The organism is Hominenteromicrobium mulieris, from assembly GCF_046197855.1.
In the GTDB taxonomy this organism is placed as follows: domain Bacteria; phylum Bacillota; class Clostridia; order Oscillospirales; family Acutalibacteraceae; genus Hominenteromicrobium; species Hominenteromicrobium mulieris.
The window spans coordinates 1,985,023-2,002,545 of the sequence record NZ_CP173188.1; the positions used below are offsets into that span (position 1 = coordinate 1,985,023).

At 54.2% G+C, this 17,523-nt stretch carries 15 protein-coding genes; 3 read left to right on the top strand and 12 right to left on the bottom strand.

Annotated elements, in window-relative coordinates:
- Positions 1 to 9: 9 nt before the first annotated feature.
- The 12 genes from ACI0CA_RS09715 to ACI0CA_RS09770 form a co-directional block, all read right to left on the bottom strand.
- The gene (locus tag ACI0CA_RS09715; RefSeq protein ID WP_308449578.1) at positions 10 to 669 is read right to left on the bottom strand and encodes a J domain-containing protein; all 660 of its coding nucleotides are present in this window, start codon (positions 667 to 669) and stop codon (positions 10 to 12) included.
- Complete coding sequence (locus ACI0CA_RS09720; RefSeq protein ID WP_308449577.1) at positions 662 to 1,582, bottom strand: DUF5685 family protein; 921 nt, start codon at positions 1,580 to 1,582, stop codon at positions 662 to 664. The genes ACI0CA_RS09715 and ACI0CA_RS09720 overlap by 8 nt, the downstream gene beginning before the upstream one ends.
- A gap of 217 nt (positions 1,583 to 1,799) precedes the next feature.
- On the bottom strand, positions 1,800 to 4,655 hold the full coding sequence (gene uvrA, locus ACI0CA_RS09725; RefSeq protein ID WP_446806903.1) for an excinuclease ABC subunit UvrA: 2,856 nt from the start codon (positions 4,653 to 4,655) through the stop codon (positions 1,800 to 1,802).
- A 6-nt stretch (positions 4,656 to 4,661) separates the two neighbouring features.
- The gene (locus ACI0CA_RS09730) at positions 4,662 to 5,447 is read right to left on the bottom strand and encodes a GNAT family N-acetyltransferase (protein WP_446806902.1); all 786 of its coding nucleotides are present in this window, start codon (positions 5,445 to 5,447) and stop codon (positions 4,662 to 4,664) included.
- A gap of 11 nt (positions 5,448 to 5,458) precedes the next feature.
- Positions 5,459 to 7,432, bottom strand: a complete 1,974-nt coding sequence (gene uvrB, locus ACI0CA_RS09735; RefSeq protein WP_316686963.1) for an excinuclease ABC subunit UvrB — start codon at positions 7,430 to 7,432, stop codon at positions 5,459 to 5,461.
- Between the two features lie 124 nt (positions 7,433 to 7,556).
- Entirely contained in the window at positions 7,557 to 8,273 is a 717-nt protein-coding gene (locus tag ACI0CA_RS09740; protein ID WP_308449573.1) for a JAB domain-containing protein, read from the bottom strand.
- A 62-nt stretch (positions 8,274 to 8,335) separates the two neighbouring features.
- Positions 8,336 to 9,235, bottom strand: a complete 900-nt coding sequence (locus tag ACI0CA_RS09745) for an alpha/beta hydrolase (RefSeq protein WP_308449572.1) — start codon at positions 9,233 to 9,235, stop codon at positions 8,336 to 8,338.
- Between the two features lie 20 nt (positions 9,236 to 9,255).
- Entirely contained in the window at positions 9,256 to 10,560 is a 1,305-nt protein-coding gene (locus ACI0CA_RS09750) for an alpha-L-fucosidase (RefSeq protein WP_308449571.1), read from the bottom strand.
- A 337-nt stretch (positions 10,561 to 10,897) separates the two neighbouring features.
- On the bottom strand, positions 10,898 to 12,346 hold the full coding sequence (locus ACI0CA_RS09755; protein WP_308449570.1) for an oxaloacetate decarboxylase subunit alpha: 1,449 nt from the start codon (positions 12,344 to 12,346) through the stop codon (positions 10,898 to 10,900).
- 30 nt (positions 12,347 to 12,376) lie between these two features.
- On the bottom strand, positions 12,377 to 13,573 hold the full coding sequence (locus ACI0CA_RS09760) for a sodium ion-translocating decarboxylase subunit beta (protein ID WP_308449569.1): 1,197 nt from the start codon (positions 13,571 to 13,573) through the stop codon (positions 12,377 to 12,379).
- 53 nt (positions 13,574 to 13,626) lie between these two features.
- Positions 13,627 to 13,983 carry a biotin/lipoyl-containing protein gene (locus ACI0CA_RS09765; protein ID WP_176820159.1) on the bottom strand — a complete coding sequence of 119 codons (357 nt, stop codon included), beginning with the start codon at positions 13,981 to 13,983 and terminating at the stop codon, positions 13,627 to 13,629.
- 42 nt (positions 13,984 to 14,025) lie between these two features.
- Positions 14,026 to 14,322, bottom strand: a complete 297-nt coding sequence (locus ACI0CA_RS09770) for an OadG family transporter subunit (protein WP_176820160.1) — start codon at positions 14,320 to 14,322, stop codon at positions 14,026 to 14,028.
- 381 nt (positions 14,323 to 14,703) lie between these two features.
- On the opposite strand from ACI0CA_RS09770, the gene ACI0CA_RS09775 reads away from it, so the two are divergent.
- The 3 genes from ACI0CA_RS09775 to ACI0CA_RS09785 all read left to right on the top strand — a co-directional run bounded on the left by ACI0CA_RS09775 (position 14,704) and on the right by ACI0CA_RS09785 (position 17,394).
- Positions 14,704 to 16,035 carry an MATE family efflux transporter gene (locus ACI0CA_RS09775; RefSeq protein ID WP_419047363.1) on the top strand — a complete coding sequence of 444 codons (1,332 nt, stop codon included), beginning with the start codon at positions 14,704 to 14,706 and terminating at the stop codon, positions 16,033 to 16,035.
- A gap of 16 nt (positions 16,036 to 16,051) precedes the next feature.
- Positions 16,052 to 16,627, top strand: a complete 576-nt coding sequence (locus ACI0CA_RS09780) for a DUF4364 family protein (protein ID WP_176820162.1) — start codon at positions 16,052 to 16,054, stop codon at positions 16,625 to 16,627.
- Positions 16,628 to 16,950: 323 nt separating this feature from the next.
- Positions 16,951 to 17,394 (top strand): helix-turn-helix domain-containing protein, encoded by a 444-nt coding sequence (locus ACI0CA_RS09785; RefSeq protein ID WP_308449566.1) that lies wholly within the window; start codon positions 16,951 to 16,953, stop codon positions 17,392 to 17,394.
- Positions 17,395 to 17,523: the final 129 nt, after the last annotated feature.

Sequence of the window (17,523 nt, forward strand, 5' to 3'; positions counted from 1 at the left end):
ACGCCCCCCTTAGCAGCAGGGGATCAGGTCGCCGCCCATGCACTCGCAACAGCAGTCCGCGCAAATCAGACCGTTGCAGATGTCACAGGCGTTGCACCCACCCGCATTGTTCATGTTCATATTCGGATTGTAGCCGCCGTAAACGCCGCTGCGCTGGTTCATGGCCTGGTTCAGCGCCGCCTGATACTCCGGGTTTCCCGGGTCCATCTGGCACGCGCGCGTAAAGTGCTCCTTCGCTTCCTCCAGCCAGCCGCGACGGTATAAAACCGTACCTTTTAAGAAATACCACTCGGCGTTACGGCTTTCCACCGGCACGCCGTTTAAGATCTGCTCCGCGTCTGCAATGCGCCCCGCCATAATGAAACGGCGTACATCGTTAAAGCCGGAGGCACTGCTGCCACCCGCATACCCGGCGTTATAACCCGCATTGTACGTGTTATAGTTGTTGTAGCCGTAACTGTTATTGTTCGCACCGCGGTTTTTGCGCTGCGAAACAATGGTGTCGTACGCCTCATTGATCTCTTTCATCTTCTCGCCCGCAAGCTCGGAGAGCGGGCTGTCGCCGTATTGATCCGGGTGGTACTTTTTTGCAAGCTTTCTGTATGCGTCTTTAATTTCTTCATCCGTCGCCGAGGGCGACACCCCGAGGACCTTATACGGATCAGTCATGTCGTTTCTCCTTCTTTATATGCAGGAAAAGGATCTCCCTTTGCATTTCCGGGAGCCCTTTTTCAAAAATATTCTCCAAAATTCGGGTAAATTTGCCGCTCGGCAATAGGTTCACCGCCGGCAGCAGCCGTGCAAGCGAGCCGTTTAATACCGCATTGCACTCTTCGTCGGCCCTTTTGCGTTCTTCGGGCAATAAATGTAACCCGCGCGAGCTTTCCAGTCCCAGCTTTTGAATAAACGGGTTGAATTTCTGCTGTAAAAGGTCATCCGTAAGGTCGTCCGCTGCATCCATAATGTAGATCCAGCGCCCGAGGAAATACCCCACCTCGCTCAAAACGGCCTTTTCGCCCGCATTGCTGCCAAGCTCCGCGCAGATCGTCTGCAGCATCTCCGCCGTCGGCGCACTGCATCGGTCAATGGAAATTTCCTTCGCGTGTTCGGCATCGGCCTGGTCGTCCATCATTTTCTGCACGGCGTCCGCCATAAACGGATAATCATTGCTCGCCTTTTTCATCGCGCGTCGCGCAAATAAGCGCAGAACGCGTGCGCCGAACGCTTTCAGCCCGTCTTCATCCGCGGCGGTATCGCGCAACTTGTGCACCGTCATAATGATGCTCAGTGCCGCTGCCTTATGGAACGCCTCTTCGGCAAACACATCCTCGTTCGCGGGGCACACATACGTGCACTTTTTCATCGGGTTGCAGCAGCATCGCTTTTTCTCCGCCTTTACATCGGCATCGCGCTGATTTAGTGCCAGCATCGCATACAGCGTGCAGTCGTAGCTCAGCGTCAGCCGCATCGGAAAACCGTAATATTTTCCGAGCGCCCGGCAAAGCTGACAGTAAACGCCTTTATATGCGTCGTATTCTTTCACGAGCATCTCGCCCTTGAACGGACGCACATAGCCAAACATACCGCAAACCTCTCCTTTCCGTTCTTCATTCTACCCGATTTACACGCAAATGTGTTGAACAAAATGTAAATATGAACCGCCCGCACCCCTGAAAGACGCAAAATTTCCGGCTTTATATCTTGGACAGATTCTTTTTCCGTGTCAATCCGTTTAAAGCCGCAAAAACGCCGCGCACCCGAAAACCGGGCCCGCAGCGTCATACGTCACTTTGAATTTGTCAGGCTTTCTGCTCCGCCCTGCGCTTTTTGTCACGCTCCAGCATCATTTTGATATACTCGCCGGTGTAGGAACCCTTCGTTGCCGCCACTTGCTCCGGTGTGCCCTCCGCGATGATCATGCCGCCCTTGTCGCCGCCCTCAGGACCGAGGTCGATGATATGGTCGGCCGTCTTGATGAGGTCGAGGTTGTGCTCGATGACGATGACCGTGTTGCCGCCGTCCACGAGCTTTTGTAAAACCTCCACAAGCTTGTGCACGTCCGCAATGTGCAGACCGGTCGTCGGCTCGTCGAGAATATACACCGTCTTGCCGGTCGGGCGTCGGCTCAGCTCCGTTGCAAGCTTCACGCGCTGTGCCTCGCCGCCCGAAAGCGTCGTTGCCGGCTGACCGATCTTGATGTACCCCAGTCCCACGTCGCACAGCGTGCGCAGCTTGCGCGCGATTTTCGGGTGGTCCTTGAAGAACGCAAGGCCCTCCTCCACCGTCATTTCCAGCACGTCGTAAATGCTTTTGCCTTTGTATTTCACTTCCAGCGTCTCACGGTTGTAGCGCTTGCCCTTGCATACATCGCACGCAACGTAAACGTCGGGCAAAAAGTGCATCTCGATTTTAATAATGCCATCGCCCTGGCACGCCTCGCAGCGGCCGCCCTTAATGTTGAACGAAAAGCGCCCGGAGGTAAAGCCGTGCATTTTCGCTTCCGGCGTGCTGGCGTACAGCTCGCGAATATCCGTAAACACGCCCGTATACGTCGCCGGGTTTGAGCGCGGTGTACGGCCGATCGGCGACTGGTTGATCTGAATGACCTTGTCGAGGTTCTCCATGCCACGAATTTCCTTATGCTTGCCCGGCACCGTGCGCGCACCGTTCAGCTCGCCCGCCAAACGTTTATACAGCACCTCGTTGATGAGCGACGATTTGCCCGAGCCCGAAACGCCTGTGATGCACACAAGCTTGCCGAGCGGAATGTCCACCGTCACGTTTTTCAGGTTGTTCTGCTGCGCGCCGACAATGGTGATTTTTTTGCCGTTTCCTTCGCGTCTGGTCTGCGGCACGGGAATGAACCGCTGCCCGCTCAAATACTGGCCGGTGATGGACTCCGGGCACTTCAAAATACCCTGCACGTCGCCGCTGTAAATCACGTTGCCGCCGTGAATGCCCGCGCCGGGGCCGATGTCCACAATGTGGTCAGCCGCAAGCATCGTGTCCTCGTCGTGCTCCACGACAATGACCGTATTGCCAAGGTCGCGCAGACGCATCAAGGTCGATAACAGCTTGTGGTTGTCGCGCTGGTGCAGGCCGATGCTCGGCTCATCGAGGATATACAAAACGCCCATGAGAGACGAGCCGATGTTCGTCGCCAAGCGAATACGCTGGCTTTCACCGCCGGAAAGCGTCGCCGCCGCACGGGAAAGCGTCAGATATTCGAGACCCACGTTGCGCAAAAAGCCAAGGCGTGAACGAATTTCCTTCAAAACCGCCGCCGCGATCATCTCTTCGCGCGGGGTCAACGTCAACGCATCGAGGAACGCCAGCGCGTCCACAACGGAAAGGTCGCAAAAGTCACTGATATTCTTACCGCCCACCGTCACGGCAAGACTCTCCTTGGAAAGACGCTTGCCGCCGCATGCGTCGCACGGCACCGCACTCATGTACGACTCGATTTCCTCCTTGATCCACGAGGAGGACGTGTCGCGGAAACGGCGCTCAAGGTTGTTGATGATGCCCTCAAACTCTGTCTCATACGTGCCGCGGCCGTACTCGCTTTTGCGGTGCACCTTAATCTTCTCGCCCTTCGTGCCGTAAAGCAAAATGTCTACAAGCTCCGGTGAGAGGTCGCGGATCGGCGTATCAAGCGAAAAATGGTAGTGCTCTGCGAGCGCTTCCATGTACATCGTCGCAATGGTGCTGCCCTCCATCGCCCAACCGCTGCCCTTCAAACCGCCCTTACGAATCGATAAGCGGTCGTCCGGGATGATGAGCGCCGGATCAATGCGCATGAAAACGCCGAGACCCGTGCACTTCGGGCACGCGCCCGCAGGGTTATTGAACGAGAACATGCGCGGCGAAAGTTCCTCCATGCTGACGCCGTGCTCCGGGCAAGCGTAGTTTTGAGAGAACAGCGTATCCTCGCCGTCCACCACGTTTACGATAACAAGCCCGCCGGAAAGTCCTGTCGCCGTCTCTACGGAATCCGCCAAGCGCGAGCGGATATCCGGCTTGATGACAAGACGGTCAACGACAATTTCAATGTTATGCTTCTTATTCTTCTCAAGCTTGATGCTCTCGGAAAGGTCATAAATGATGCCGTCAGCACGCACACGGACAAAGCCGCCCTTGCGCGCCGCCTCAAACTCCTTTTGGTGCTCGCCTTTCCTGCCGCGCACCACCGGCGCCAAAACCTGAATTTTCGTGCGCTCCGGCATCTCCATCACCCGGTCGACGATCTGGTCGACGGTCTGCTGGCGGATCTCTCTGCCGCAGACCGGGCAGTGCGGCACACCGATGCGCGCGTACAAAAGGCGCAGATAATCGTAAATTTCCGTCACCGTGCCTACCGTGGAACGCGGGTTTTTGGAGGTTGTTTTCTGGTCGATGGAAATGGCCGGCGAAAGGCCGTCAATGTTATCGACATCCGGCTTTTCCATCTGCCCGAGGAACATACGGGCATAGCTTGAAAGCGACTCTACATAGCGGCGCTGGCCCTCGGCGTAGATGGTATCAAACGCCAAAGAGGACTTGCCGGAGCCGGAAAGTCCCGTCAGCACGACCAGTCGATCACGCGGCAGCTTTACATTGATATTTTTTAAGTTGTGTTCTCTTGCACCGGTCACGGTGATGTACTTTGAACTCATTTCGGTTTACCCTTTCGTTTCTTCCCTTTTAAAGCTTGATATTTCCACCCACGCGGGGTAAAAGCCCGTGTTGAGGGCGATGTTCTGCGAATGTAAATTGGCAAGCACTGTGCCGTAAAACGGCGTTTTGCCGAGCGCTTCGATGCGGTCACACAGCAGACTTACAAGTGTTGTGCCGAGTCCATGTCCGCGGTACCGTTCTTTTACGTCGATGCCGACCTGCCACAGTGCGTCCGTGTCTGCCGAAGCACCCGCCAGCGCCGCGATCTCGTCGCCGTCATACGCCGCGAGTGCGATGACGTCCGGGCGGTCGGGATTTTCTTTTTCACTTAACGCATTCGGAAAATCCGTGTTCGGGTACAACGTTTTCACGCTCGTTTTGTCAAACCATTTAAGTGTAAAGGCGTCCGGCATCACACACATTTTGTGCGGCTTGCCGGGCAAAAACATGTGGAAGGTCGACGACAATGTGTAGTCGTATTTGTTCAGCTCACGTTCGATGCACAGCAAATGCGGAAGCTCGAACAACCAATACGAGTGCTTGAAGCGCTCGGTATCGCCCGTAAACTCCTTTAAAAATGGGTGCAAAACCTCGTTCGCCGTGATAACCACGCCACTGCCGGTTGATGCCATTTGGAAGAACGGCAGCGCATGCGAATAGAGCCGCACGCCATCGGGCTTCGCCGGCGTTGTGACAGTCACTTGATTTGCTGTAAAGTCTTTCAGCTTTGCATTGTATTCCAGTGCCAATTGACACATTGTCTCCGTAAAGCATTTTGCCTTGTCAATCATGTCGAAAACTCCTATTTTTCCAGCTCCTTGATACGGTCACGCAGGTAGGCTGCATGCTCAAACTCAAGCAGCTTTGCTGCCGCCTTCATCTCCTTTGTGAGCTTGTCGATCATCACGCGCTTTTCGGCGGCCGTATACTTCTTCTTTTTCTTCGATTTACCGCCTGCTTCCTCCGCCTTTGTGGAGATCTCCAAAATCTCGGAGACCTTTTTCACGATGGTCTGCGGCACGATGCCGTGTTCTTCGTTGTATTTTTCCTGAATGGCGCGGCGGCGCTCCGTCTCGCGTATCGCGTATTCCATCGACGGCGTGACAAAATCGGCATACATAATGACCTCGCCATGTGCATTTCTCGCAGCACGGCCAATGGTCTGGATGAGGCTGCGTCCGCTGCGCAGGAAGCCCTCTTTATCTGCGTCCAGAATTGCGACGAGCGACACCTCCGGGATATCAAGACCCTCTCTCAACAGGTTGATGCCGACAAGCACGTCAAACTCGCCGAGACGCAGGTCACGGATGATTTCCATGCGCTCCACCGTATCGATGTCGTGGTGCATGTAGCGCACGCGGATGCTGTAATTTTCAAGGAAGCCCGTGAGGTCTTCCGCCATTTTTTTCGTGAGCGTTGTCACGAGAATACGCTCGCCGCGCGCGGTACGCACGTTGATCTCCGAAATAAGATCGTCAATCTGCCCGTCGGTCGGCTTTACCGTGATGCGCGGGTCTAAAAGTCCCGTCGGGCGAATGACCTGCTCCACGACCGCCGCGGATTTTTCCAACTCCAAGTCGCCCGGCGTAGCGCTGACGAACACCGCCTGATTGACGTGCGCATAGAACTCGTCAAAATTCAACGGGCGGTTGTCATACGCCGAGGGCAAACGGAAGCCGTAATCCACAAGGCTCTGCTTGCGCGCGCGGTCTCCGGCGTACATGGAGCGCACCTGCGGCAGCGTCACGTGCGATTCATCGACGAACAGCAGAAAATCGTCCGGGAAATAATCGAGCAGTGTGCACGGCTGGCTGCCGGGCTTACGGCCCGAAAGCACGCGCGAATAGTTTTCGATGCCCTTGCACATGCCGATCTCGCTGAGCATTTCAATATCATAGCGTGTACGCTGCTCGATGCGCTGCGCTTCGATGAGTTTATCTTCGGACTTAAAGAACTTGACGCGTTCTTCCATTTCGGCCTCGATTTCCTTGAGCGCGACCGCCATTTTTTCGCGCGGGACGATGTAATGCGACGCCGGGTAGATGGCGACATGCTTTAAATCGCTGACAATCTCGCCCGTAAGCGGCACAACCTCGCTGATGCGTTCGATCTCATCGCCGAAAAATTCGACGCGGATCGCCTTTTCGCTCGATTCCGCCGGAAAAATTTCCACTACATCGCCGCGCACGCGGAACTTATTGCGCGTAAAGTTGATGTCGTTGCGCTCGTACTGGATCTCGACGAGCTTCTGCAAAAGCGCATCGCGGCTTTTTTCCATGCCGGGGCGCAGTGAAATGACCATCGTGCGGTAATCGATTGGGTCGCCTAAGCTGTAAATGCACGAAACGGACGCGACGATAATGACGTCCCGCCGCTCAGAAAGCGCACTGGTGGCGCTGTGGCGCAGCTTATCGATCTCCTCGTTGATGGCACTGTCTTTTTCAATATAGGTATCCGTCTGCGCAATGTACGCTTCCGGCTGATAGTAATCGTAGTAGGAAACGAAGTATTCCACGGCGTTATCCGGGAAAAACTCGCGGAACTCACTGCAAAGCTGCGCTGCAAGCGTTTTGTTGTGTGCCAAAACAAGCGTGGGACGATTCAATTCCGCAATGACGTTCGCCATGGTGAACGTTTTGCCACTGCCCGTAACGCCGAGCAGCGTCTGCTCCTTATGCCCCGCGCGGATGGACTCCACAAGTTCTTTGATCGCCTTCGGCTGGTCGCCCGTCGGCTGATATTTTGACTTCAATACAAATTTATCCCGCTCCTGCATGGCTTTGCTCCCTTACTGAACTTTTAGAACATACGTTTCACTATGACTTAGTATAACACGCGAACACCCGTTTGTCAATGCGTCCCGCCGTTTATGTCCGCCGACGTCCTGTGATGTTCGGCTTTTACGTAATGATCTGCCGTTTTAGGGTGGCGATGTCGTGGCGAAGCTTTTGTAGGACGCCGGTCGCGCGCATGGAGAGGTAGTCCTCGTCCGTGAAAATGAAGTGGTCGGAGAGGATGACGTCTATGCCGGAGAGTGCGAGCTCGATCTCCTTGGTTGTTTGGATGTCCTGCCGTGAGGGCGTGCAGTTGCCGCTTGGGTGGTTGTGCGCGAGGTAAACGGCATCGGCGTCGTACAAAAGGCACAGCCGGGCGATTTGACGGATATAGATGGGCACGCCGTGCACGGAGCCCTCGTTGACAATGCCCATGTATTTTAAATACCCCTTGCTGTCCAAAATGAGCAGCACGACGATCTCCGTTTTTCTGCCGAAAAATTTGTTCTGCACGGCGGCAAAGGCGGTTTTGGTATCGACAATACGGGTGCGCGCCTGATTTTTCGACTCCATATAGGCACGGAACAAGTCCGGGTAAGCAGCGAGCGCACTTGCAAGGCGCGGGCCGACGCCGGGGCACTCCGCCAAAATCTGCGCGGGGGTATCAAACACGTCGCTGAGTTTTCCGTGTCGCTCCAAAAGTGCGGCCGCCGTTGTTTGCGCGGGGCAGTTCGGGTCCAAAAGGTGCAGCGCAAACGTCAAAATATCGAGCTCCGTAGGGTTAGACGTGGTATTCAGCTTTAAAAACTCCGCTTCCTCTTCCCTTTTTCGTCTTGCGGCCATGGTTTTCATTCCTTTCAAATGCTTGAAAAAGGGCAGCACCGCCTATGGGTGCCGCCCGGTTTTCAGCGGTCGATATAACGTTCGATAAAGCTGCGCACAGCGCTCCAATAGAGCTTTGGCGCGACGGAAGCGGAAAGGCAGTGGCCTGCACCCGGCACGGTAAGCAGCTGCTTATCGCAGTTTGCGGCTTCGTAAAGGCGATACACCATGGCGCACGGCACGAGAGCATCCGCCTCGCCGTGAATGAACAGCACGGGAATTTTACAGCGGCGAATCTGATTAAGCGCACTCGCTTCGCGAAAGCTGTACCCGAACTTCACTTTGGACGCAAGCGACACCGCCGGGATAAACACACCCATTGCGCCGCCATACAGATCTTTGACAGCGGCTTTGGCCTGATCCCACACAGAGGTGTAGCCACAGTCTTCAATGGCGAGCTTCACCTGCGGCGGCAGCTGCTCGCCCGCCGTCATCATGACGGTGGCAGCGCCCATGGATTCGCCGTAGAGAAGGATATGCGCGTCTTTGTCGCGGCGAATAACCTCGTAGATCCAGCCGATGATATCCTTACGCTCCGGCCAGCCCATGCCAATCCAGTCTCCGGCGCTGTCACCGTGGGCGCGAGCGTTCGGCATTAAAATGTTAAAGCCGAGGTCATAAAACGACTTGCCGCGGTGGCGCATACACTCTGCGCGGCTGCCGTAGCCGTGGCAGATGATGGCATAGCGGTGGCCTTTGTGCGGGATGAACCATGCAGTGAGGCGCATATTTTCGGGGTTGCGGTACGTGACGCGCTTGGCATATTTCTTGAACCATACTGTTGCCGCACGGGTTTCTTCATCGTCCGGCAGCGGGTCTTTGTTCGGCGGGCGGCGGCGCAGGGTATCGTTTAAAACGGCGTTGGAGACAACCGCGGCCGCACCTGCAGCCAACGCTGCGGCGAATAGTGCTTTTTTACCCATAAACACGCACTCCTTTTGGTTTACTTTGTGTGGACAGCGATGACGGTATCGATGTCATCGGGCAGTTTTACAGTGTTGGAAACCTGCACGAACACGACGTCCGGGTAGTTTTCAACGATCCAGTTTTTAAGGGGCTTTATCTCGGTGCCGTCGGAGATGAGACGGATAGACTCAACCTCATCGAGCGAAATGCCCTGCAGCGGGATACCGCCGATGGAGTTTTCCATAATGTGATAATAGAGCGTTTTGCCGTTTTTGGTGATGCGACCGTTTTCGGGCTTCGGCAGGTCGCAGCCGCCGCAGCCGTAAATGGAATCGGAATTCTTCTGCATCCACGCGCCGATTTTTTCCAGAATCTCGACGGACTCTGCGGGGATATTGCCTCTGGCATCCGGGCCGACATTTAAGAGCATATTGCCGTTTTTGCTGACACACTCAACGAGCTTTTTGATAATCATTTCGGCGGGCTTAAAGTTCTTATCCTTTGCGCAGTAGCCCCAGTTGTCGTTCATCGTGATGCAGGCTTCCCAACAGATATTGCGGCCGCGGCTGTCCTTAAAGCCGGTCTGCGGGATGATCTGCTCCGGGCTGACATAGTCGCCGCTGTACTCAAGCGGTTCGTCCGTTGCGATGGAGCCGAAGCCACTGCCGCTGACCTCCAGACGGTTATCGATGATGATGTCCGGCTGCAGGGAGCGCACCATACGCACGAGCTCCGACGCACGCCACGCTTCGCCGGTGAGGTCGTCGTAGGAAAAGTCGAACCACATCATATCGAGCTTGCCGTAGTTTGTGCAGAGCTCGCGCACCTGACCGTGCATGTAATCAAGGTAGTTATCAAAGTTATAGGGCTTATCTTTATAGGTGATGTTGTTGCGCATAGGATGCTGGCGGTCGCCGTAGGCGGGGTAATCCGGGTGGTGCCAATCGAGCAGCGAATAATAAAGGCCGACCTTGATGCCCTCTGCGCGGAACGCGTCGAGATACTCACGCACGATGTCTTTGCCGTAAGGCGTGTTCGTGACCTTCCAATCGGTAAGAGCGGAATCAAACAGGCAGAAGCCGTCGTGGTGCTTTGCAGTGAGCACGGCGTACTTCATGCCGGCCTGCTTTGCAAGGCGCGCCCACTTTTTCGGGTCAAAATCTTTCGGATTAAACTCGTTGAAAAACGGGATGTAGTCCTCCTCCGGAATCTCTTCCGTGGAGCGCACCCACTCGCCGCGCGCAGGAATGGCGTAAAGGCCCCAATGGATAAACATGCCGAAGCGGTCGTGGGTAAACCACTGCATACGCTTATCATATTTTTCTCTATCAAATTTATACATACAAACTCCGTCCTTTCGCCCGCCATTTCGGGGATTCTTACTGTGATTGTAACATTTTGCCCGGCTTTTGTAAATAGATATTCGCGCGAAAAAAGGAAAGAAAGGTACCGCGCAAACAGTACGGTAGATGCGCGTGAGCACGACGCCCTATCCCCCCTGCAATTATAGAGCAACCCCGTTGCCTCTTTTAAATCGGGCAGCGGCGTTGTTGTGTGTAAAGGAGTATAGCTTTATATTCATGTAAAGCTATATAGCTGCACAGATATGCAAAAACGCTCGTCCGCTGATAAACTGGGACGAGCGTTTTGTTCACTTATTTAAGCGGATTTCCGATCAATCAGAAGTTGCCGTTGGTGAGATCCTCAACGTAGAGGGTCTTCGGGCCGTTGTTGGCCGGTGTTGCGGGCTTTGCAGCCGGTGCAGCTTCTGCGGCAGGTGCTTCATCCTTATGCGGATTGTCGCGCCACTCAAAGAACTTTGTAGCAACAGCCGGGAACAGTGCGTAGGAGAGGACATCCTCTTCGCTCTTTGCTCTGTCGCCGATCTCTGCTCTGTACTTCTCAAGCTCCGGCTCGATGAGGTCGGCAGGACGGCAGGTGATGACCTTGTCATCGCCGATGCACTTCTTGCGGACTTCCTCGTTCACCTCGCCCGGCAGCTTGCCGTATTCGCCGCGCAGCATGCCCTTGCTCTCTTTGGTGACCATCTTATAGCGCTCACCGACAAGAACGTTCATAACAGCCTGCGTACCGACGATCTGGCTGGTCGGGGTAACGAGCGGCGGGTAACCGAAGTCAGCACGGACGCGCGGCACTTCTGCGAGCACATCATAGTACTTGTCTTCTGCGTTTGCCTGCTTGAGCTGAGAGATAAGGTTCGAAAGCATGCCGCCCGGAACCTGATACAGCAGCGTGTTGGTATCGACCTTAAGGACCTTCGGGTTAATGTTCAGCTTATCGGCAACCGTACGGAAGTGTGCGGCAACCTCGCTGAGCTTCTCAAGATCAAGGCCGGTATCACGGCTGGTGCCCTGCAGCGTGGCAACGAGGGACTCAGTTGCCGGCTGAGAGGTGCCGTTTGCGAGCGGGGACAGTGCGCAGTCCACGATGTCAACGCCTGCCTGTGCAGCCATCAGGTTGACCATGTCGCCTGTACCGGTGGTGTTGTGGGTATGCAGATGGATCGGCACGCTGACGTTTTCCTTCAGCTTCTTTACGAGCGAATATGCGTCGTACGGAAGGAGCAGGTTTGCCATATCCTTAATGCAGATGGTATCTGCACCCATCTTTTCAAGCTGCATAGCGAGCTTTACGAAGTAATCCTCGCTGTGCACGGGGCTCTTTGTATAGCTGATGGCAGCCTCTGCCTTGCCGCCATATTCCTTGACGTACTTCATAGCGGTCTCCATGTTGCGGGGATCGTTCAGTGCGTCGAAGATACGGACGACATCGATGCCGTTTTCGATGGACTTTTTGCAGAACTCTGCAACCACGTCATCGGCATAGTGCTTGTAGCCGAGGAGGTTCTGGCCGCGCAGGAGCATCTGCAACGGGGTCTTCGGCATTGCCTTTTTAAGCGTTCTGAGACGCTCCCACGGGTCTTCGTTCAGGAAACGCATGCAGACGTCGAACGTTGCGCCGCCCCAGCACTCCAGAGACCAGTAACCCATGTTGTCCAGCTTTTCGCAAGCCGGAAGCATATCCTCGATACGCATGCGCGTTGCGGCCTGAGACTGGTGCGCGTCACGCAGGATGGTATCGGTAATTCTAAGGGGATTCTTAGCCATAATAACTGTTACTTCCTTTCCTAAGCGTTATCAAACGCCGAACAGAGCCAGGAACACACCGGCTGCAACAGCAGAACCGATGACGCCTGCGACGTTCGGACCCATAGCGTGCATGAGCAGGAAGTTGCGCGGATTCTCTTTCTGGCCGACGACCTGCGATACACGAGCCGCCATAGGAACGGCGGAAACACCGGCGGAGCCGATGAGCGGATTGATCTTATCCTTAAGGAAGACGTTCATGAGCTTTGCGAGCAGAACGCCGCCTGCGGTGCCGAGACCAAATGCAACAACGCCGAGGACGAGAATCTTAAGCGTCTGCGGATTGAGGAAGTTTGCAGCGGTAGCTGTTGCACCGACAGAGGTGCCGAGGAAGATCGTAACGATGTTCATCAGCTCGTTCTGTGCGGTCTTGTTCAGACGCTCTGTTACGCCGCTCTCACGGAGAAGGTTGCCGAGCATGAGGCAGCCGACGAGGGATGCAGCGGACGGCAACATGAGGGAAACAAAGATGGTAACCACGATCGGGAACAGAATCTTCTCGGTCTTTGTAACCTGACGGAGCTGCTTCATCTGGATCATACGCTCTTTCTTTGTGGTGAGCGCCTTCATGATCGGCGGCTGAATAACCGGAACGAGCGCCATGTAGGAATATGCGGCAACGGCGATCGGGCCAAGGAGTTCAGGTGCGAGCTTGGAGGTGACAAAGATGGCCGTAGGGCCGTCTGCACCGCCGATGATACCGATAGAGCCAGCCTGTGCCGGGGTGAAGCCGAGCAGGACAGCGCCGACATAGGTGACGAAGATGCCGAGCTGTGCGGCAGCGCCGAGCAGCAGGCTCTTCGGGTTTGCAATCAGCGGACCGAAGTCTGTCATGCAGCCGACGCCGATGAAGATGAGACACGGATAAACGCCGAGCTTAACGCCGAGATAGAGGACGTCGAGCAGACCGGCAGCTTCCGTGGAACCGTTTGCGAGTTTAACACCTTCCGCAAACATTTCCCAATGCACATGACCGCCTTCAAACAGCTCTGCATGGTAAATGCCTGCGCCGGGCAGGTTTGTTAAAAGCATACCGAATGCGATCGGCAGAAGGAGCAGCGGCTCGAACTTCTTGACGATAGCAAGGTACAGAAGAACACAGGAAACAGCGAGCATAACGAGCTGCAGCGGGTTTTCGCCGAGCTTTGCGAAGCCTGTGCTATTCAGAAAATTAGTTATCGCTTCCATGAATAATTTAACACTCCTTATTTTAGTAGTATGTGCGTAGGCTTAAGTTTAACTTAGCCAACAACGCAGAGGAGTGTGCCGCTCTCAACGGTTGCGCCCTTCTGGACGTTCACGCTGGTGACCTTGCCGGCCTTCGGTGCCATAATCTCGTTTTCCATCTTCATAGCTTCGAGAATCATGAGAACCTGGCCTTCAGCAACGGTATCGCCAACATTGACGTTGACGGAAAGGATGTTGCCGGGCATCGGGCTCTTGACCTGCTCGCCAGCGCCTGCCGGTGCTGCGACCGGGGCCGGAGCGGGTGCTGCTGCCGGAGCTGCTGCAACCGGAGCCGGTGCTGCGCCGCCGACGACTTCTTCTACTGTTACTTCATAAGCTGTGCCGTTAACATTGACATTATACTTTTTCATTGAACTTACCTCTCATCTGTTAGATTTCGCGCTTTGCGCATTTCAGACTCTTTTGATGGAATGGATGCGGATGTGCGAAACGTCCGTGCCCATCTCCTCGGCGATCGCGACTGCGATAGCGGCAACGATCTGCTGGTTGTTTTGGGCGGATACCGCCGGAGCGGGTGCTGCAGCAGGTGCTGCGGCGGCCGGGGCTGCTGCCGGAGCCGGCTGCTTTTTAGCGACCTTCTCCATGATGAGGCCGAGGATCTTGATGATAACGATCAAGCAAATCAGGACCACAAACACGGTAATAAGGCCCATCAGAACAACCTGAACGGTGCTGATGTTGGTCTCCATAATCTTACCTCCTTTCACCGAAGCGTTATGGAAATAAAAATAGAAAATGTAATTTGCATTCTGAAAAAACACCACATTCCCGCATTTTATCAGAATGGTTATATCTTAACACGGAATTCAAAATTTCGCAATGCTTAATTCAACTTTTTTAACCGATATTTTCGGAACGAAAGTCTGTTTGGAGTAATTTCCGTTTGAACGCCGAAAATCCGGCAAGAACACGCCATTTCTCTCCGGTTCAAAATATTGACGAAAAACTTTCTTTTATCCCGTTGCATTTTAGTAGAAAACATAGTAAAATTGAGTTGTCTGTTATTTAGCATGGGCTTTCTTCCCAAAAAAGCGAATAGACTGCCCAAAATATTGAAATGAGGCGAAGACGTGTTTTCAAACAAAGATCTGCGGAAGCTCATCATACCCCTTGTTATTGAGCAGCTTCTGGCCGTAACCATCGGTATGGCGGATACCGTAATGGTCTCCTCCTGCGGCGAAGCGGCGGTTTCCGGCATCTCCCTTGTGGACTCCATCAACTTTTTGCTCATCACGCTGTTTTCTTCTTTGGCGACGGGCGGCGCGGTCATTGCGTCCCAGTACATCGGGCGCGGCGACCACAAAAGCGCAAGTCTTGCGGCAAAGCAGCTTTTCTACGCCAGCCTTGCGCTTTCGGCCGTGCTGGGCGTCATCGCCGTATTCTTCCGCAAGCCGGTGCTGAACATGGTTTTCGGCTCCATTGAAGCGGACGTTATGGCGCACGCGCAAATCTATTTTTTGCTTTCCGCGATCTCCTATCCGTTCCTTGCGGTCTATAACGCCGGTGCGGCGCTGTTCCGCTCTATGGGCGATTCGCGCACGACGATGCTCATTTCCATTTTAATGAACACCATCAACATCGTGGGCAATGCGATTTTAATCTACGGCTTCCAGATGGCTGCGGCGGGCGCGGCGGCGGCTTCTCTTGTTTCCCGTGCAGTAGGCGCCATCATCATTACGGTGCTGCTTTTGAACCCGCGCCGTATTATTTTCTATGATAAGCTCCATAAGCCGGAAATCCACCTCTCCATGTTGAAGAGCATTTTGCAGATCGGCGTGCCGAACGGCCTTGAGAACAGCATTTTCCAGATCGGCAAAATTCTGGTTGCAAGCATTGTTTCGGGCTTCGGCACCATTTCCATCACAGCGAACGCCGTGGCGGGCAACCTCGCTTCCTTGCAGGTTATTCCGGGCATGGCGCTCGGCATGGCGATGATCACGGTCGTCGGCCAGTGCATCGGCGCAAAGGACTACGAAGCTGTGAAAAAGTACACGAAGAAGCTGATGCTCATCACCTACGGTGTCGTCTGGGCTATGACGCTTTTGATGCTGCTGTTCAGCAAGCAGATCCTTTCGTTCTACTCACTCTCCGAGGAAACGACCACAATGACGATGGAGGTCTTCATTGTGCACGGCATCTGCGCCGTCATTGTTTGGCCGCTGGCCTTTGCCCTGCCGAACGCCCTGCGCGCTGCGAACGATGTGCGCTTTACGATGATTGTTTCCCTGCTTTCCATGTGGATCTTCCGCATCGGCTTCAGCTACATTCTGGCGATCTACTTTAACATGGGCATTTTGGGCACATGGATTGCAATGTGTATCGATTGGTTCTGCCGCGGCGCCTGCTTTGTCATCCGCTTTGCGCGCGGAAAATGGAAGAATATCAGCTTTATTGATAACTAGAAGGAGGTAAAACCGTATGGAATATGATGCTTTTACCGGCGGCGTTGCGCCGGGCGGACTGCGCTCGAAAAGCGATATCCGCATTTTGATCTGCTATATGCTCAAAAGCGTGAACGCGCCGCTTTCGGGCGATGACATCATCAAGGTCTTGCAGGAAAAATCCCTTGCGAATTACTTTGAGGCGAGCGATGCGCTCTCTGCCCTTGTGAGCCTTGGCAATGTCACCCGCGAGGAGGACAACACCTATGTGCTGACTAAGCGTGGCAAGAGTGTGGCGGATGACTTAGAACAGCTTATCCCCTCTTCCGTGCGTGATAAGGCCGTAGCCGCCGCCACGGCTCTGCTGGCTTCCGCTAAGATGGAGCGCGAAAACGTGGCGACCATTGTCCGCACCGAAAACGGCTACAACGTGACATGCCACATTTCCGGCGGAGAAATGGAGCTGATGAGCCTTACCGTGTATGTGCCCGACCTATATCAGGCACGCGAAGTGAAAAAGAACTTTCACCGCGACCCACAGCGCGTGTATAACCTGATGCTCGCGGCGCTTACCGGCGACGACGAGATGATGAAAAGCGCCGTAAACCCGTGAGTTTCCGTCACCTTTAAAATTCCGAAGAGCCGCAGTTTTTGCGGCTTTTCTTTTTCTTCACTTCCTGTTTTTCCGAACGTTCTGCACCTGTCGTCAAAAACCGACATTTTTCTATATGCGTATTGTGTATACTTATATATGAAAGCAGTTTGAGTTTGCACAGAATATACACATCATTCGCGTGAATATTTCTCACGTAGTCGTGCATAGTGGCGCAAATAGCGTATACTATCATTGTATCTTCTGTTTGTATCTCGCGCAAAAGATACAACACAGTTATGTGCACGATTTTCACGGAATGACACAGCGGATGGTGAACAGCAATGGAAGAAATAGAATCTAAAGCAATCTTCGGCCGACGTCTCAAGCGTTTCCGTGAAGAAAGCGGCTACACGCAGTCGATCCTTGCGAATATTCTTGGCGTTGAGCGTTCCACCTACACGTATTATGAGACCGGCAAAACGACACCCGCCATCTTTGACCTGATGCGCCTTTGCCGTCTTTACCGCATTTCTTTGGATGAGCTGTGCGGATACAGCGCAAACTCTGTAGATGCGATGCGTCTGAGCGATTCCGGTCAGCGCGTGAAAGTGTATGCACGCCGCAAAGAGCGTCGTTACCTTGCCGATTCTGTGCTGGATCTTTCTACAGATGAGCAGCAGCTTTTGGCGTATTATCGTTCCGCTTCCCCGGAAGATCGTGCGGAGCTTTTTGAACATCTGCGCAATGCACGGTACCGTGACCGCCGCCACGCAAACGAAAAATAACCTTCAAAAATTTCATATGCGCTTGTAGCCCAGTTGGATAGAGCGACAGACTCCGACATTTCAGGCGTCTCCAGTTGAGGTATGGCGCAAAACTTTGCCGCACCTGCGTTTGCGGGAACAGCAGAGAAG

Excerpts from the sequence above, each read along its gene's own strand:
- ACI0CA_RS09715 (WP_308449578.1), bottom strand. The coding sequence starts at position 669 with ATGACTGATCCGTATAAGGTCCTCGGGGTGTCGCCCTCGGCGACGGAT.
- ACI0CA_RS09720 (WP_308449577.1), bottom strand. The coding sequence starts at position 1,582 with ATGTTTGGCTATGTGCGTCCGTTCAAGGGCGAGATGCTCGTGAAAGAA.
- uvrA (WP_446806903.1), bottom strand. The coding sequence starts at position 4,655 with ATGAGTTCAAAGTACATCACCGTGACCGGTGCAAGAGAACACAACTTA.
- ACI0CA_RS09730 (WP_446806902.1), bottom strand. The coding sequence starts at position 5,447 with ATGATTGACAAGGCAAAATGCTTTACGGAGACAATGTGTCAATTGGCA.
- uvrB (WP_316686963.1), bottom strand. The coding sequence starts at position 7,432 with ATGCAGGAGCGGGATAAATTTGTATTGAAGTCAAAATATCAGCCGACG.
- ACI0CA_RS09740 (WP_308449573.1), bottom strand. The coding sequence starts at position 8,273 with ATGGCCGCAAGACGAAAAAGGGAAGAGGAAGCGGAGTTTTTAAAGCTG.
- ACI0CA_RS09745 (WP_308449572.1), bottom strand. The coding sequence starts at position 9,235 with ATGGGTAAAAAAGCACTATTCGCCGCAGCGTTGGCTGCAGGTGCGGCC.
- ACI0CA_RS09750 (WP_308449571.1), bottom strand. The coding sequence starts at position 10,560 with ATGTATAAATTTGATAGAGAAAAATATGATAAGCGTATGCAGTGGTTT.
- ACI0CA_RS09755 (WP_308449570.1), bottom strand. The coding sequence starts at position 12,346 with ATGGCTAAGAATCCCCTTAGAATTACCGATACCATCCTGCGTGACGCG.
- ACI0CA_RS09760 (WP_308449569.1), bottom strand. The coding sequence starts at position 13,573 with ATGGAAGCGATAACTAATTTTCTGAATAGCACAGGCTTCGCAAAGCTC.
- ACI0CA_RS09765 (WP_176820159.1), bottom strand. The coding sequence starts at position 13,983 with ATGAAAAAGTATAATGTCAATGTTAACGGCACAGCTTATGAAGTAACA.
- ACI0CA_RS09770 (WP_176820160.1), bottom strand. The coding sequence starts at position 14,322 with ATGGAGACCAACATCAGCACCGTTCAGGTTGTTCTGATGGGCCTTATT.
- ACI0CA_RS09780 (WP_176820162.1), top strand. The coding sequence starts at position 16,052 with ATGGAATATGATGCTTTTACCGGCGGCGTTGCGCCGGGCGGACTGCGC.
- ACI0CA_RS09785 (WP_308449566.1), top strand. The coding sequence starts at position 16,951 with ATGGAAGAAATAGAATCTAAAGCAATCTTCGGCCGACGTCTCAAGCGT.